Source organism: Hymenobacter sp. 5317J-9 (genome assembly GCF_022921075.1).
GTDB lineage: Bacteria > Bacteroidota > Bacteroidia > Cytophagales > Hymenobacteraceae > Hymenobacter.
This window is the reverse complement of the sequence record NZ_CP095050.1, coordinates 2,933,648-2,948,626: the sequence shown is the minus strand read 5'-3', so window position 1 is coordinate 2,948,626 and position 14,979 is coordinate 2,933,648. Positions and strand designations below refer to the sequence as shown.

The 14,979-nt window shown below is 62.0% G+C and carries 7 protein-coding genes; 4 read left to right on the top strand and 3 right to left on the bottom strand.

Features of this window, described 5'->3' with window-relative positions; all coding sequences use genetic code 11:
* Positions 1-40: 40 nt before the first annotated feature.
* Positions 41-1,963 carry an AMP-binding protein gene (locus MUN81_RS12455; RefSeq protein ID WP_245110816.1) on the top strand — a complete coding sequence of 641 codons (1,923 nt, stop codon included), beginning with the start codon at positions 41-43 and terminating at the stop codon, positions 1,961-1,963.
* A gap of 85 nt (positions 1,964-2,048) precedes the next feature.
* Positions 2,049-3,962 (top strand): acetate--CoA ligase, encoded by a 1,914-nt coding sequence (gene acs / locus MUN81_RS12450; protein WP_245110814.1) that lies wholly within the window; start codon positions 2,049-2,051, stop codon positions 3,960-3,962.
* Between the two features lie 77 nt (positions 3,963-4,039).
* Here acs and MUN81_RS12445 read toward each other — a convergent pair whose 3' ends face one another.
* From MUN81_RS12445 to MUN81_RS12435, 3 genes are all read right to left on the bottom strand, one after another.
* Positions 4,040-5,989 carry a T9SS type A sorting domain-containing protein gene (locus tag MUN81_RS12445; protein ID WP_245110812.1) on the bottom strand — a complete coding sequence of 650 codons (1,950 nt, stop codon included), beginning with the start codon at positions 5,987-5,989 and terminating at the stop codon, positions 4,040-4,042.
* 69 nt (positions 5,990-6,058) lie between these two features.
* Positions 6,059-7,543 carry an exonuclease domain-containing protein gene (locus tag MUN81_RS12440; protein WP_245110811.1) on the bottom strand — a complete coding sequence of 495 codons (1,485 nt, stop codon included), beginning with the start codon at positions 7,541-7,543 and terminating at the stop codon, positions 6,059-6,061.
* Between the two features lie 180 nt (positions 7,544-7,723).
* On the bottom strand, positions 7,724-8,917 hold the full coding sequence (locus tag MUN81_RS12435; RefSeq protein ID WP_245110809.1) for an AI-2E family transporter: 1,194 nt from the start codon (positions 8,915-8,917) through the stop codon (positions 7,724-7,726).
* Between the two features lie 194 nt (positions 8,918-9,111).
* Between MUN81_RS12435 and MUN81_RS12430 the strand changes: the two genes are divergently transcribed.
* Positions 9,112-11,049: a DNA topoisomerase IV subunit B gene (locus tag MUN81_RS12430; RefSeq protein ID WP_245110807.1), complete on the top strand. Its 1,938-nt coding sequence runs from the start codon at positions 9,112-9,114 to the stop codon at positions 11,047-11,049.
* A gap of 185 nt (positions 11,050-11,234) precedes the next feature.
* On the top strand, positions 11,235-14,390 hold the full coding sequence (locus MUN81_RS12425; protein ID WP_245110805.1) for a gliding motility-associated C-terminal domain-containing protein: 3,156 nt from the start codon (positions 11,235-11,237) through the stop codon (positions 14,388-14,390).
* The last annotated feature ends 589 nt before the right edge of the window (positions 14,391-14,979 follow it).

Sequence of the window (14,979 nt, the reverse complement as noted above, 5' to 3'; positions counted from 1 at the left end):
GGGGCCGCGCCCTGCCTCACTCATCCCATTCCCACCCGCCATGAAACGAGCCTGTTCCTACGCCGCCGCCCACGCCGCTAGCCTCGCCGACCCGGCGGGTTTCTGGGCCTGCCAGGCCGCCCACCTGCACTGGCACAAAGTGCCCCGACAAGTGCTCAGCCAGGACGAAAACGGCCATTTCCGCTGGTTCGCGGATGGGGAGCTGAACACCGCTGCTCTCTGCCTTGATTACCACGTGCAGCACGGCCGCGCCGACCAGCCGGCCCTGATTTACGACTCGCCCGTAACCCACACCCTGCGCACCTACACCTACGCCGAGCTGCTGGACCTGACGGCCCGCTTCGCCGGCGGCCTGCGCGATTTGGGCGTGGAAATGGGCGACCGGGTCATCATCTACATGCCCAACATGCCCGAGGCGGTGGTGGCCATGCTCGCCTGCGCCCGCCTCGGGGCCATTCACTCGGTGGTGTTCGGCGGCTTCGCGCCGCACGAGCTGGCCGTGCGAATTGACGACGCCCGGCCCAAGGTCATTGTTTGTGCTTCGGGCGGCATGGAATTCGACCGCATCATACCCTACAAGCCGCTGGTAGACGAAGCCCTGGCCAAAGCCACGCACCGGCCCGCCCATGTGGTGGTGTGCCAACGCGCGTTTGTGAAGGCCGAGCTGCAGCCTGAATTGGATGTAGATTTTGAAACGTTGCTGCGCGCCGCGCCCGCGCCCGCGGTTGCCGTGCCCGCCACGCACCCGCTCTACATTCTGTATACCAGTGGCACCACCGGCCGGCCTAAGGGCGTGGTGCGCGACCACGGCGGCCACGCCGTGGCCCTGCGCTTCAGCATGGAAGCCATCTACGATTTGGCCCCGGGCGAAGTCATTTTCACCGGGTCCGACATCGGCTGGGCGGTGGGCCATTCCTACATCGTGTATGGGCCGCTGCTGCGAGGCGCCACCACGGTGTTGTTTGAGGGCAAGCCCGTGCGCACGCCCGATGCGGGCACGTTCTGGCGCCTCGTGAGCCAGCACCGGGCCAGCGTGATGTTCACGGCGCCCACCGCCATTCGGGCCATCAAAAAGGAAGACCCAACCGGTGCGCTGGCCCGCCAATACGACCTCAGCAGCCTGCGCCACCTCTTTCTGGCCGGCGAGCGCTGCGACCCCGCCACCTTCGACTGGGCCCGGCAGGTGCTGGGCGTGCCCGTCATCGACCACTGGTGGCAAACCGAGAGCGGCTGGCCCATGCTGGCTACCCTGGCCGGGCTGGAAGGCATGCCGCCGCCGCGCGCCGGCAGCGCCGGCCACCCCGTGCCCGGCTATGACGTCCACATCCTCGACGAGGCCGGCCAGCCCCAGCCCGCCGGCACCACCGGTCTGGTAGCCGTGAAGCTGCCGTTGCCGCCCGGCTGCTTCCCCACGCTCTGGAACGACACCGAGCGCTACCTGGCTTACCTGGAGCCTTTCCCTGGCTACTACTTCAGCGGCGACGGCGGCTACCGCGACACGGAAGGCTACACCTACATCATGGGCCGCGTCGATGACGTCATCAATGTGGCCGGGCACCGCCTGAGTACCGGTGAAATCGAGGAAATCCTAGCGGCCCATCCGGCCGTGGCCGAATGTGCCGTGCTGGGCATTGCCGATGCGCTGAAAGGCCAGATTCCCGTGGGTCTGGTGGTGCTGAAAGACGGCCAAACGATAGGAGAGGAGGCGCTGGAGCAGGAGCTGGTGGCCGCCGTGCGGGCCCGCATCGGCGCCGTGGCCTGCTTCCGGCAGGCGGTGGCCGTGAAGCGCCTGCCCAAAACCCGCTCCGGCAAAATCCTGCGCAAAACCCTGCGCCAGTTGGCCGATGGCGAGGATTTCGCCCTGCCCGCCACCATCGATGACCCGCTGATTCTGGAAGAAATTCGCGCCGGTCTGGGGCGGCGCAGCATCGGCCTGGCCTTCGAAAACACGGCTACTGTTTAGAAAAGCGGGTTTACCCGTTATTCTTGCGCATTCCTTACGGGTTTTTACAGCCCGATACCTTTACGACCAACCCCCAGCCTTGTCCATGTCCGCCACGCGCACTCGCTCTCTCGAAGAATACCACGCCGATTACCAGCGTTCCATCCAGGACCCCGACGCTTTTTGGGCGGAAGCGGCCGAGCCCTTCACCTGGCGCAAAAAGTGGGACACCGTGCGCGGCGGCGAGTTTTCGCCGGCCGGCACCAGCACCTGGTTTGATGGCGCCACGCTCAACATCACCGAAAACTGCTTGGACCGCCACCTGGCCACCCGCGCCAACAAGCTGGCCATCATCTTCGAGCCCAACGACCCCAAAACCCGCCACCTGCGCCTCACCTACCGCGAGCTGCACGAGCAAGTGTGCCAGTTTGCCAACGTGCTGCTGAAAAACGGCGTGCAGAAAGGCGACCGGGTGGTGCTCTACCTGCCCATGATTCCGCAGCTGGCCGTGGCCGTGATGGCCTGCGCCCGCATCGGAGCGGTGCATTCGGTGGTGTTTGCCGGCTTCTCGGCCACGGCCATTGCCGACCGCATCAACGACGCCGACGCGGCCTTCGTCCTCACCGCCGACGGCCTGAACCGCGGCGCCAAGCAAATCCCGGTGAAGGGCGTGGTGGACGAAGCCCTGCAAAGCTGCCCGGGCGTGCGCCGCGTCATCGTGGTGGAGCACACCGGCTGGCCCGTGCAGTGGCAGGACGGCCGCGACGTGTGGTACCACGACGAGGTAAAGGACGTGGCCAAAGACTGCGCGCCCGTGGAAATGGCGGCCGAAGACCCGCTGTTCATCCTCTACACCAGCGGCAGCACCGGCAAGCCCAAGGGCGTGGTGCACACCCAGGCCGGCTACATGGTGTGGGCCGACTACACGTTCCGCAACGTGTTTCAGGTGGAAGAAAATGACGTGTATTGGTGCACGGCTGACATTGGCTGGGTCACGGGCCACACCTACGGGCTGTATGGGCCGCTGCTGGCCGGTGGCACCACGCTGCTGTTTGAGGGCGTGCCAACGTTTCCGTCGCCGGGCCGCTTCTGGGAGGTGATTGACAAGCACCACGTCACCATTTTCTATACCGCGCCCACGGCCATTCGCTCGCTCATGGGCGCGCCCATTGACCACGTTTTGGCGTATTCGCTGCATAGCCTGCGCATTCTGGGCTCAGTGGGCGAGCCCATCAACGAGGAGGCTTGGCACTGGTACCACCAGCACGTGGGCAAGGGCCGCTGCCCCATCGTGGACACGTGGTGGCAAACCGAAACCGGCGGCATCATGATTTCGGCCATGGCGGGCATCACACCCAGCGTGCCGGCCCGTGCCGGTCTGCCGCTGCCGGGCGTGCAGCCGGTGTTGCTCAACCAGGACGGCACCGAAATCGAGGGCAACGACCAGGAAGGATACCTCGCCATCAAAGGCAGCTGGCCGGGCATTATTCGCACTACCTGGGGCGACCACGAGCGCGCCCGCCAGACGTACTTCCAGCCTTATCCCAGCTATTATTTCACCGGCGACGGCGCCCGGCGCGACGAAAACGGCCTCTACCGCATCATCGGCCGCGTCGATGACGTCATCAACGTGAGCGGCCACCGCTTCGGCACGGCCGAAATCGAAAACGCCATCAACGAAAGCGAGTTTGTGGTGGAAAGCGCCGTGGTGGGCTACCCACACGACGTGAAGGGCCAGGGCATTTACGCCTACGTCATTTGCCAGAACGGCGTGCCCACCACCGACATCGACATCCAGCGCACCGAGGCCAGCATTATCGAAGCCGTGGTGGCCCAGATTGGCCGCATCGCCAAGCCCGACAAAATTCAGCTGGTTTCGGGCCTGCCCAAAACCCGCTCCGGCAAAATCATGCGCCGCATTCTGCGCAAGGTAGCTGAGGGCGAAACCGGCAACCTCGGCGACGTTACTACGCTGCTCGACCCGCTAGTAGTGGATGAGATTCTGGCAGGCAAGAAGTAGCCCGCAAGTGAGCAAAGGAAAAGGCCGCCTGAGAAGCTCTCAGGCGGCCTTTTCCTTTGCTCTTGGTCAATCATTTCTTACTCCACAACGAGCTGGCGGCTGACGGAGTTGCCGGTAGTCGGCTCCAGCAGCCTCACGATGTAAAGCCCCGAAGCCAGGTTGCGTGGCAGCGAAAGCGACTCGGCACCCGCTGCGTGACGCAGCATTTTCGGAGCCACAACTTGCCGACCCAAGGCGTCAACAACGGAAAGGGTAAGCGTGCGCGCCGGTCCGGTTAGGTGGAAGGTTGGTGCGGCGCCTTGCCCGACTGGGTTCGGTGCCACTTGCAGTTCGATGTCGGCAATGATGCCTGTGCGGCTGGCCAGCGGCAAAAACGTGCCCTCGTCGGCGCCAATGTCCGGCCGCAACGGGTTGCGGGTATCGGCGTCAATGTCGTTCGCAATGGGCAGGGGCGTAGCAGCCAGAGGAGTGCCGCCGCCCTCGGCGCGGGTGGGCTGGCCGGGCTGCAGGTGCGGGTCGGAGGTGGCATTGATGAAGGGCGGCAGCTCCGTGAGGGAAGCCTGTTCCACCGTGGCCACGCGGGCCTGGTACTGAGCCAGGGTTTGGTCGAGGGCCACGGGATTGGTGCCCACGGCCGCGCCGTAGAAAATCAGCTTTTCGGTCGTCGGCGGGCCGGCGTAATAGATGTTGTTGTTCGAGCCCGCCGCAATGCTGCTCAGAACGGTGTTGTTCTTGAAGAATGCCGCGCCGATTCCGCCGCTGCCCGTGGCCAAACCGCTCACCAGGTTCACGAAGATGTTGTTGCGCAAGTCCACCGTCGGCGAGCCCGACATGTAGAGCGCCCCGCTCTTGTTGGCGGGGTTGGTGGCCGCGTAACTCACGACCACCGTGTTGTGGTAGGCGTAGTTGTTGCCGCCCCGGAAGCTGAACGCCCGCACCGACGTGCCCGCGTTGCTAGTCGCGGCCCGAATATCGTACACCATGTTGTTAGCCAGGTAGTTCGTGGTACCCGCCGTGATGTCGAAGCCGGCTGCAAAGCCGCTGGTGCCGGGGGCGTCGATGTCGTAGGCGCGGTTGCGCAGGAAGCGGTGAGTGGCGCCGCTGTTCACATACAGGCCCATGGCAATGCCGGTGGTGCCGCTGCTGCTCAGGCCGTGCACGCGGCAGTCCGTCACGTCCACACTGTTGGTGGTACCCGTAGAATAGATGCCGTACACCGAGGAGGTGCCCGTCACGCCGCTCACTTCGGTGCCAAACACCTTGGCGTTGGTTTGCGATTTTAAGTAAATGCCGTAGGTGCTAAAAGCAATTCCGCCTGGTGTGCCCACGGGCGGCACGCCCACGCTGAGCACGCGGCTCGGCATGGTAGCCGGCCCCGGATTCGGCCCGATTTCCGTGCCGTCGTCATTCAGGGTGGTGGTGCCTTCCAGGTCGTAGCCGTAGGAGCAATTCTGTACCGTGAGGCCGTAGAAATGGTTGTTGTTGTTGCCGCCGTTCAGCATAGCCACGCCGTTGGTGCGGTTGGTATTGGCCCGGTTGAGGGTCACGGTTGCATTGAGGAAAGTGTTGTTGGTGGCGCCGTTTTGCAGCAGGAAGCCGTTTTCGAGCTGCTGCACGGCCGTGGTGTTGGCCGCCTTGTCTTCCACGTCGATGCCGTTAAACTGCACGTAGTCGGCCCCGTCCAGTGTCAGGGCAGCGTCGGCAGCGCCGGTACCTGTGCCCTGAATTTTAGGATTGAGCCCGGCCGAACCGCCTTTCTGAAAAATAACGGGCCCTGCTGCCGTGCCGCTTGCCGTGATGGCCGGGACAACTTCGTCAAACACCGCCCCGGGCAGCACGTTGAACGTAACTCCTCCTGGCGCCACGCCCGCCGCATTCAACGCCTGCACGGCTGCGCCAAAGGTGGAAAAGTTTTGAGCATTGGTGCAGGCCGGGCAAATGGTCCAGGTGCCGCCCATTTGCGCCTGCGCGGGCGCGGCTGCCAGCAGCAAAAAGCTGGCGGCACAAGCGAATAGTTGTATTTTCATGGGCGGAGAGGAGAAAAGAAGAAACATTTACATTCGTAAATGTAAAAAACTTCCCATCATTCACCCGAATCATCCAAAAACCTTCACTTTCTCGCCCTTGCGCTTCGTGCGCAGGTGCTGCCGGATAATCTGCTGAATGTCCTTGTTGTCGGTATACGGCTGAATTACGTCGCGGAAATCGGCCAGCTTGCGGGCCGTAAACGTTTCATCGACAAAGGCAAAGCCGCGGTAGCGCCCGTTTTCCACCAGCACGATGCTTTTCTCCAATTCCGTGCGGCCGGGCCCAATCACCACGAAGCTTTCATGCTCGTAGCTGATGCTGTCAATGGCCTCGTCCACGCGCTGGTTGTACGTCTCGGGCGGCTCCTGGCCCACGCAGGCCCCCTGGCAGCGGTGCACCTGGTAGTCGAAACAGGGGCCAGTGGTTTTGTAGAGGCCGCACAGCTTCTGGCACAGGTTGTATTTGGCCACTTTGTGGTACAGAAAGCCCTGCGCCTTGTACTGATTGCCCAGCGCAATGATGGGGATTTCGGCGTTGCGAGCGTCGGCACGGCCGTAGGCCAGGCGCTTGTAGCCCTGCTCATCGGTGCGCAGGTAAATGCCCGCCGGAAACACCGAACGCCGCTGCGCCCGGTTGTAGGCCGGCTTCATTTGCTTAATCAGGTGCGACTCATACAGCAGCGCCACCAGCTCGGAGCCCGTTAGCTCCCAGGTAATGTCGGCAATGGAATTCTTGAATTCCAGGCTCTTGCGTGACTTGACATCAATGGCAAAATGCTGCTGGATGCGCTTGTAGATGTTGATGCTTTTGCCCACGTAAATCACCTCGCCGGCTTCGTTGTGGAAGTAGTACACGCCCGTGGCCTGCGGCAGGCTGGCCACCAACTCCGGCGACACCAGCGGCGGTAGCAGCGCCGTGCGAATGGCCTCCTGCATGGCGGCTACGCGCTTGGGCTTGGGGGCTTTGGTGCCGTCGGGCCGGCGCCCGGCGGGGGCCAGGGCATCCACGCGGGCCAGGGTGTGGCTGGTGTTGGTGCCGTGGGGCAGGTCTTCGCTTTCGTTGGTAATCTTTAGCAGCTTGCCGAAGAGAAGGGCCGTGGCGTGGGCATCGCCGGCCGCGCGGTGCCGGTCCTGCAGCGGAATGCCGATATTCTGGCAAAGCTTGCCTAGGCTATAGCTCGGCTGCCCCGGAATCAGGCTGCGCGAGAGGCGCACGGTGCACAGCGTTTTGCGCGAGTAGTTGTAGCCGAGGTCGGCAAATTCCTTTTTCAGAAACGAGTAGTCGAACCGCACGTTGTGGGCCACAAACACGCAGCCTTCGGTCATTTCCACCACTTTCTTGGCCACTTCGTGGAACTTGGGCGCGTCGCTCACCATGTCGTTGGTGATGCCGGTGAGCTGCGTGATAAACGGCGGAATGGCCCGGCCGGGGTTGAGCAGGGTGGCGTACTCGTCCACGATTTTTTCGCCGTCGTGGATGTAGATGGCGATTTCGGTGATGCGGTCCTGGGTGGGCTGCCCGCCGGTGGTTTCAAGGTCGATGATGGCGTACAAAGCGCGGCGCGGAAGGTGGTCGGTAGGAAAGCTAACAAACTTAGCCCGGCAGAAGGTTGCATGAAAAAAGGCCGCCTCATAGGGCGGCCTTTTTTATAGTTGTCAGTGAGCAGTTATCATTTATCAGTCGATAGTCATTATTGATAACTGCTCACTTAAACGGAATTCGGCGGGCCGCTGCTACATGCGTTTAATCATGTGCCAGGCCTTGGCCATAAAGCCGGGCTTGTCGTCCGACTTGTCTTTCTTGGTTTCCTCGCCATCGGTCACGTCGCCTAGCAGGAAGCCCCAGGGCTCCGTGGTTTTGTTGGCATCGAACACCACTTTGAGCACGGCCGTGAGCGGAATGCTCAGAATCATGCCCGGCGTGCCCCACAGCTCGCCGCCCAGAATAAGGGCAATGATGGCCGCCATGGGGTTGATGCTCACTTTCGAGCCGGTAATCATGGGCGTGATAAAGTTGCCTTCCAGAAACTGCACAAATACAAACACGCCCACCACGGCCGCTGCCTTGCCCGTGCTCCCGGTTTCGACCAGCGTAATCAGGGCCGGAATGGTGGCGCCCACCATGATGCCGATGTAGGGAATGACGGCCAGCACCGAGGCGAAAATGGCAAAGAAGATGGCGAACTTCACGTTGAGCAGCAGCAGGCCGATGGCGTTGAGCACGGCCACAATCACAATCACCGTGAGCAGGCCCGAGATGTAGGCCTGCACCACGGTCTGGATGCTGTCCATGGTATGCAGCACGCCGGTGCGCTTGTCGGGCGCCACAAACCGGAACATGAACTGCCGCATGTGGTCGCGGTAATACAGGAAGCAGAAGATGTAAATCGGAATCAGCGTGAGCACGCTCAGCACGCCGGCGGTGGTGCTCAGCGTGCTGCCCAAAAAACCGCCCGCCGATTTTTTGGCCGAGCTCAGGGACGAGTCGATGAGTTCGTCTTTGCTCATCACGCGCATGCCAAATTTGTCGTGCAGCCACTGCTGGCCCTGGTCAAACATCACCACCAGCTTCTGCTGAATGAGGGGCAGCTCGGCTTTCAAATCCATAATCTGCGACCCGAACAGAATGATGAGGCCCACAATGCCGCCCACCAGCAGCAGAATGGCCACCAGAATGGCCAGCACCCGCGGCCAGCGCCGCGCCTCCAGCCGCGCCACCAGCGGCAGCAGCAGCGTGGACAGCAGCGCCGAAAAAAACAGTGGCAGCAAAATGCCGTCGAGCTTGTGCAGCACGAACACCAGCAGCGACAGCCCGATGAGCAGAAACGTGTAGTGAACCACGGGCGCCAGCTTGGCCTCGGTGGGGGCGGCCGAATGTTGGGTGGCGTGGGGGCGGGGCGTGCCGCGGCTGATTAGAGGAGGAAACATAGAAATGGCCCGGCAGGGCAGGTGAGGAGCAAGGTGAGCGCTTGGAAATGAAAAAAATGCGTGGCCCGGGCCGGGCCAGCGCCGTGGCGAACTAATTAAATTAGCGGTTGGTTGCTAAGCGGGCTGGCAATAATTCTTGCCCTCCCGCTTATTTCTGCGTTATTTTACCCGAAAACCGGCGAACAGTTGCCCCAATGAACGACGAACTACTTACCGAAGCCCCGCAAGCATCCGCCAAAGCGCCCGACCACGGCTACAACGAAGACAGCATCCGCTCGCTGGACTGGCGCGAGCACATCCGCCTGCGCCCCGGCATGTACATCGGCAAGCTCGGCGACGGTTCAGCTTACGACGACGGCATCTACGTATTGGTGAAGGAAGTCGTTGACAACTGCATCGACGAGCACGTGATGGGCCACGGCCGCACCATCGACATCAAGATTTCGGATTCCCGCGTGCAGGTGCGCGACTACGGCCGCGGCATTCCGCTGGGCAAGGTGGTGGACGTGGTGAGCAAAATCAACACCGGCGGCAAATACGACTCCAAGGTGTTCCAGAAGTCGGTGGGCCTCAACGGCGTAGGCACCAAGGCCGTGAACGCCCTGAGCGGTTACTTCCTGGTGCAAAGCGTGCGCGAAGGCACGATGAAAGCGGCCGAGTTTGCCCAGGGCAAGCTCGTGAGCGACCCCAAGCCCCAAAAAACCAGCCAGCGCAACGGCACGCTGGTGGTGTTTCAGCCCGACGACACGATTTTCAAGAACTACCGCTTCATCCCGGAGTACCTCGAAAATCAAATCTGGAACTACGTTTACCTGAACGCGGGCCTGACCATCAATTTCAATGGCCAGAAGTACTATTCCGAAAACGGCCTGCTCGACCTGCTGGCCCGCAAGGCCGACGTGGAGAGCCTGCGCTACCCCATCATCCACCTGAAAGGGCCGGATATTGAGATGGCCATGACGCACGGCAACGACTACGGCGAAGAGTACTATTCCTTCGTGAACGGGCAGTACACGACGCAGGGCGGCACGCACTTAGCGGCCTTCCGCGAGGCGGTGGTGAAGGCAGTGCGCGAGTTCTACAAGAAGGACTACGACGCTTCCGACATCCGGGCCAGCATTATTGCGGCCATCTCGGTGCGCGTGCAGGAGCCGGTGTTTGAGAGCCAGACCAAAACCAAGCTCGGCTCGGTGAACATGGGCGAGGACGGTCCCACGGTGCGCGGCTTCATCGTCGATTTTGTTAAGGACAACCTCGACAACTACCTGCACAAGAACCCCGCCGTGGCCGAGGCCCTGCGCAAGCGCATCGAGCAGAGCGAGCGGGAGCGCAAGGACATGGCCGGCGTAAAAAAGCTGGCCAACCAGCGCGCGAAAAAGGCCAACCTGCATAACCGCAAGCTGCGCGACTGCCGCTTCCACCTGGGCGAAAACGCCAAGGACGGTGCTGAAAAGGAGTTGCTTACTACGCTGTTTATCACCGAGGGCGACTCCGCATCGGGCTCCATCACCAAGAGCCGCAACGTGGAACTGGAGGCCGTGTTCAGCTTGCGCGGCAAGCCGCTGAACTGCTTTGGGCTCAAGAAGAAGATTGTGTACGAGAACGAGGAGCTGAACCTGTTGCAGCACGCCCTCAACATCGAGGAAGGCATTGAGCACCTGCGCTACAACCGCGTGGTGGTGGCCACCGATGCCGACGTGGACGGCATGCACATTCGCCTGCTGCTGCTCACGTTCTTCCTGCAGTTTTTCCCCGACCTGGTGCGCAACGGCCACGTGTTCATCCTCGAAACGCCGCTGTTCCGAGTGCGCAACAAGAAGGAAACCATCTACTGCTATAACGAGCAGGAAAAGCAGGCCGCTATCAAAAAGCTGGGCCGCAATCCCGAAATCACGCGCTTCAAAGGCCTGGGTGAGATTTCGCCGGATGAATTCGGCAAGTTCATCGGCGAAAACATCAAGCTGGAGCCGGTGATTCTGCAGTCCGACCGCAGCATCCAGCAGGTGCTGACCTATTACATGGGCAAGAATACGCCCGCCCGCCAGGAATTCATCATCGACAACCTGCGCCTCGAAAAAGACCTCATCACCAGCGACGTGCTGCCCGCCGCCGAAGTGCCGGCCGAAGCATAACCCGTGCAACCGTAGCGGGACCCAAACGGTCAAGCCCCCGGCACTCGCCGGGGGCTTTTTTAATGCTCAAATATGACGAGCTTTTGGGTGAAAATAATTTCTCGAAATTGACTGCAATGGTTCGATTATTGACGCGTTACTAACCCGAAGCAGGTAACTTTGAAAAATTTTTATTCCTTTCTTAAATGACCACATTTACCAAACAGGTTGTTCTTCTACTACCCCTGCTAGGGAGTGCCGGCGCGGCACTCGCCGAGGGACCCACGGCCACGCTACCCTTCGTGGCCAACAAAGGCCAATGGGAACGCCGGGTGAAGTACGCCGTCGACATTCCCGACGGCCGCCTCTACCTCGAAAACAACGCCTTCACCTACCACCTGTATCCCGGTCTGACGCACGCCGATGCTGCGCTGGCCGAGCGCAAGCCGGTGGCCAGCCACGCCTTTCGCGTGACGATGGTGGGTGCGGCGGCCGCTCCGGCCGTGGCCGGCGAAAAGAAGCAGGTGGCCTACCGCAACTATTTTCTCGGCAATGACCCTTCCCATTGGGCCTCGGCCGTGCCGCTGTTTGCCGATGTGCGCTACCGGGCCGTGTATCCCGGCGTGGACCTGCGCTGGCACCAGCAGGGCAGCGGCCAGCTGGAGTATGACTTTGAGTTGGCCCCGGGCGCCCGCCCAGCTGCCATTCGCCTTCGCTACGACGGCCTCGACGGCCTGAGCATCACGCCCGAAGGCCACCTGCAGTTGCGCACCAGCGTGGGCGATGTGCGCGAGCAGGCCCCCGTGGCTTGGCAGCTGTCGGCCAGCGGCCAGCGGCGGGCCGTGCCTTGCCGCTTCGTGCTGCGCGGCCACGAGGTCACGTTTGCACTGGGCAAGGAGTACAACCCGGCCCAGCGCCTGGTCATCGACCCCGTGCTGGTGTTTTCGACGTACTCCGGCTCGCCGGGCGGTGAGTCGGCCAACACCACCGTGGCCGATGCGCAGGGCAATATGTACACCGGCGGCTACGTGCTCGGCAGCGGCTATCCCGTCACGCTGGGCGCCATCAAGTCGACGTTTGCCTACGGTAACATCGGCATCTCTAAACTGTCGGCCACGGGCAACAGCCTCATTTATGCCACCTACTTGGGCGGCGGCGGCACGAGCACGTTTGCAAACGTCGATGATTACCCGCTCGATTTCGACATCAACGCGGCCGGTGAGCTGCTGGTGCTGGGCTCCACCATTTCCACTGATTATCCCACCACCAACGGCGCCTACGACCGCACCCTCAACAACGGCGGCAACGGCCGCGACCTCGTGGTGACGCGCATCAACGCCACCGGCACGAGTATTCTGGCGTCCACGTTCCTGGGCGGCAGCAGCGACGAGGCGGCCTCCACGTCGCTCATTCCCGGCAGCATCACCACCGACCCCACCACGGGTGACGTGTTGGTGACCAGCACCAGTTTCTCCAACGACTACCCGCGCGCCAACGCCTTCCAGAACAACTCCGGGGGCGGCGCCGATGGGGTCCTCACCCGGTTGTCGCCCACGCTGACGGCCCTGCGGTGGTCGACTTACCTGGGCGGCAGCAGCGCCGAGCGTGGCCACGACGTAAAAGTGGCCCCCAATGGCGATGTGTACGTGTGCGGCGCCACCCAGAGCACCAATTTCCCGGTTGGCGCGGGCGGCCTGCTGGCAACTGCCCCGGGCAGCAGCTCCAGCTTTAACAGCAACGACGGCTTTGTGCTGCGCTTCAGCAGCACCGGCACCCGCCTCAACGGTACTTTCCTGGGCACCACCAGCAACGACGTGGCCCGTTTTCTCGATTTCGATGCCAACGGCAACGTGCTGGTGGGCGGCGCCAGCGAGGGCACCTACCTGCGCACCGGCAGCGCCTACGGCGCATACGTCTCGGGCACCACCGGCATCTTCGTGCACGGCCTAAACCCGGCCCTGAGCAGCACGCTCTTTGCGACTCAGATTTCGGTGGTCGGCTTTCAGGCGTTGAGCAGCTGCAACGTGCTCACCGGCTTCGGCCGCGACAACTGCGGACGCCTGTATTTCAGCGCCTACGCCGGTGCCCTGGCCAACCCCGGCTGCCCGCGCACGCCCGATGCCTACTCGCAGCAGGCCCGCAGCCTGTACCTGTGCGTGCTGGGCGAGAACGCCACGTCGCTGCTCTACGGCACGTACATCGGCGAGCTGAACACCAGCCAGGGACCTTCGTTTGCCACCCACCTCCATTACGCGGCGTCCAACTACATCACCCGCGCCGGCACGATGTACCACATTACCTGCAACACCGGCAAAGCTTTTGGCACCACGCCAGGTGCTTACTCGGCCGGCCTGACCACTTCGAACGACGGGGCTGCGTTCAAGTTTGACCTGGCGCCGTCGGCCACCTCGGCTCTGCAGCTGGTGGTGCAGTCGCCCCCCGCGGGCTGCGCGCCTTATGCGCTGCAGTTCGTCAACATCACCAACGGCTCCAATACCTATAGCTGGGACTTCGGCGACGGCTCGCCGCTGGACACCGCCAAAGCGCCGCAGCACACGTACACCACGGCGGGCACCTACACGGCCCGTTTGGTGGCCACGCGCCGCAATACCGCCACTTCGTGCGGGCCGGCCACGGCCAGCCTCAGCCTGCAGGTAGTGGTGGCGGCGCCCACCCCGGCCCGCGCCGTGCTCGATACCCTGGGCTGCAGCAAGCAGCTGGTGCTCGACCCGGCCCGCTTGTCGCCGCCGGTGCTGGGAAGCGCCTTCACCTGGAACAACGGCACCCAGTCGCCCACCCTGACCGTTACTGCCGCTGGCCGGTACAGCGTGCAGGTGCAGCAGCTTGGCCAGGCTTGCCCCACCACCATCGAATACACCATTGGCAACGCCGTGCCGCGGCCTGTGCGCACCGTGGTCGACTCCCTCGATTGCGGCCAGCTGCTAGTGCTCGACCCGGCCCGCCTTACGCCCTTCGTGTCCGGCCGTGCCTACAACTGGAACACCGGCGCTCGCACCCCAAGCATTTCCGTGACGTCGCCCGGCCGCTACCGCGTCGAAATCGACCAGGGCCTGTTGTGCCCGGCCGTAGTGGAATTCAACGTGAAGCTGAGCAAGACCTTTAACATTCCTAACATCCTCACGGCTAACGGCGATGATAAAAATGCATACTTCAAAGTGCCGGCCTCGTACGGAACGCCCGAACTGAAGATTTTTAACCGGTGGGGCCGCTTGGTGTACGAAACCAAGACCTACCGCAGCGAATGGACGGGCAGCGACTTGCCGGCTGGAGTATACCACTACCTGATTCGTCAGCCCAATTGCGGCATCGAGACGAAAGGTTGGGTAGAAATCGTTCGATAAAGAGCGTTGCGCCCGGTTCCACATCTGAGAATGCCAGGCTCCTCATATTGGAAAAAAAACGTGCCAAATTTGGTGTATAGAAAAAAAAATGCGTACGTTTGAACCGTCGACTAGGGGTAGACTAGTCGGCAAATTCCACGGAAAAGCCCGCACCTTTGGCGCGGGCTTTTTTCGTGTGTGCCCGTTTGAGTGTGCGGTGAGAGTTCTGTTCTAAACTAAGGTATCCTGGTTTGGCTATTTATTTTAGCTTGTTTGTTGTCGATTAACTTCTGTAATTTGGGTTGAATAGGGGATTTTGTGCTGCACTGCGTTTGGCGGTGTTTTAGAGCGGCGGCTAAAATTATTGGGAACTTTTGGCCGCCTTCCTTGCTTAGTAATAGTTGCGCTCCGCGCTGATTCTGGTACTTTTGACGGCAGTTCGCCGACTTCTTTCGCTTACCTCGTGGCATCTCTCGATACTCCTGATTCTGACCCGCTCGACCCACAATTTCTGCAGCCCGGCGATTCGGTCGATTTTGACCTGGCCGCCTTCTCGCCGGCCGCCGCAGCCGATGCTGCAGTGCCTGAGCTTCCTGCTGATGAGGCCGGT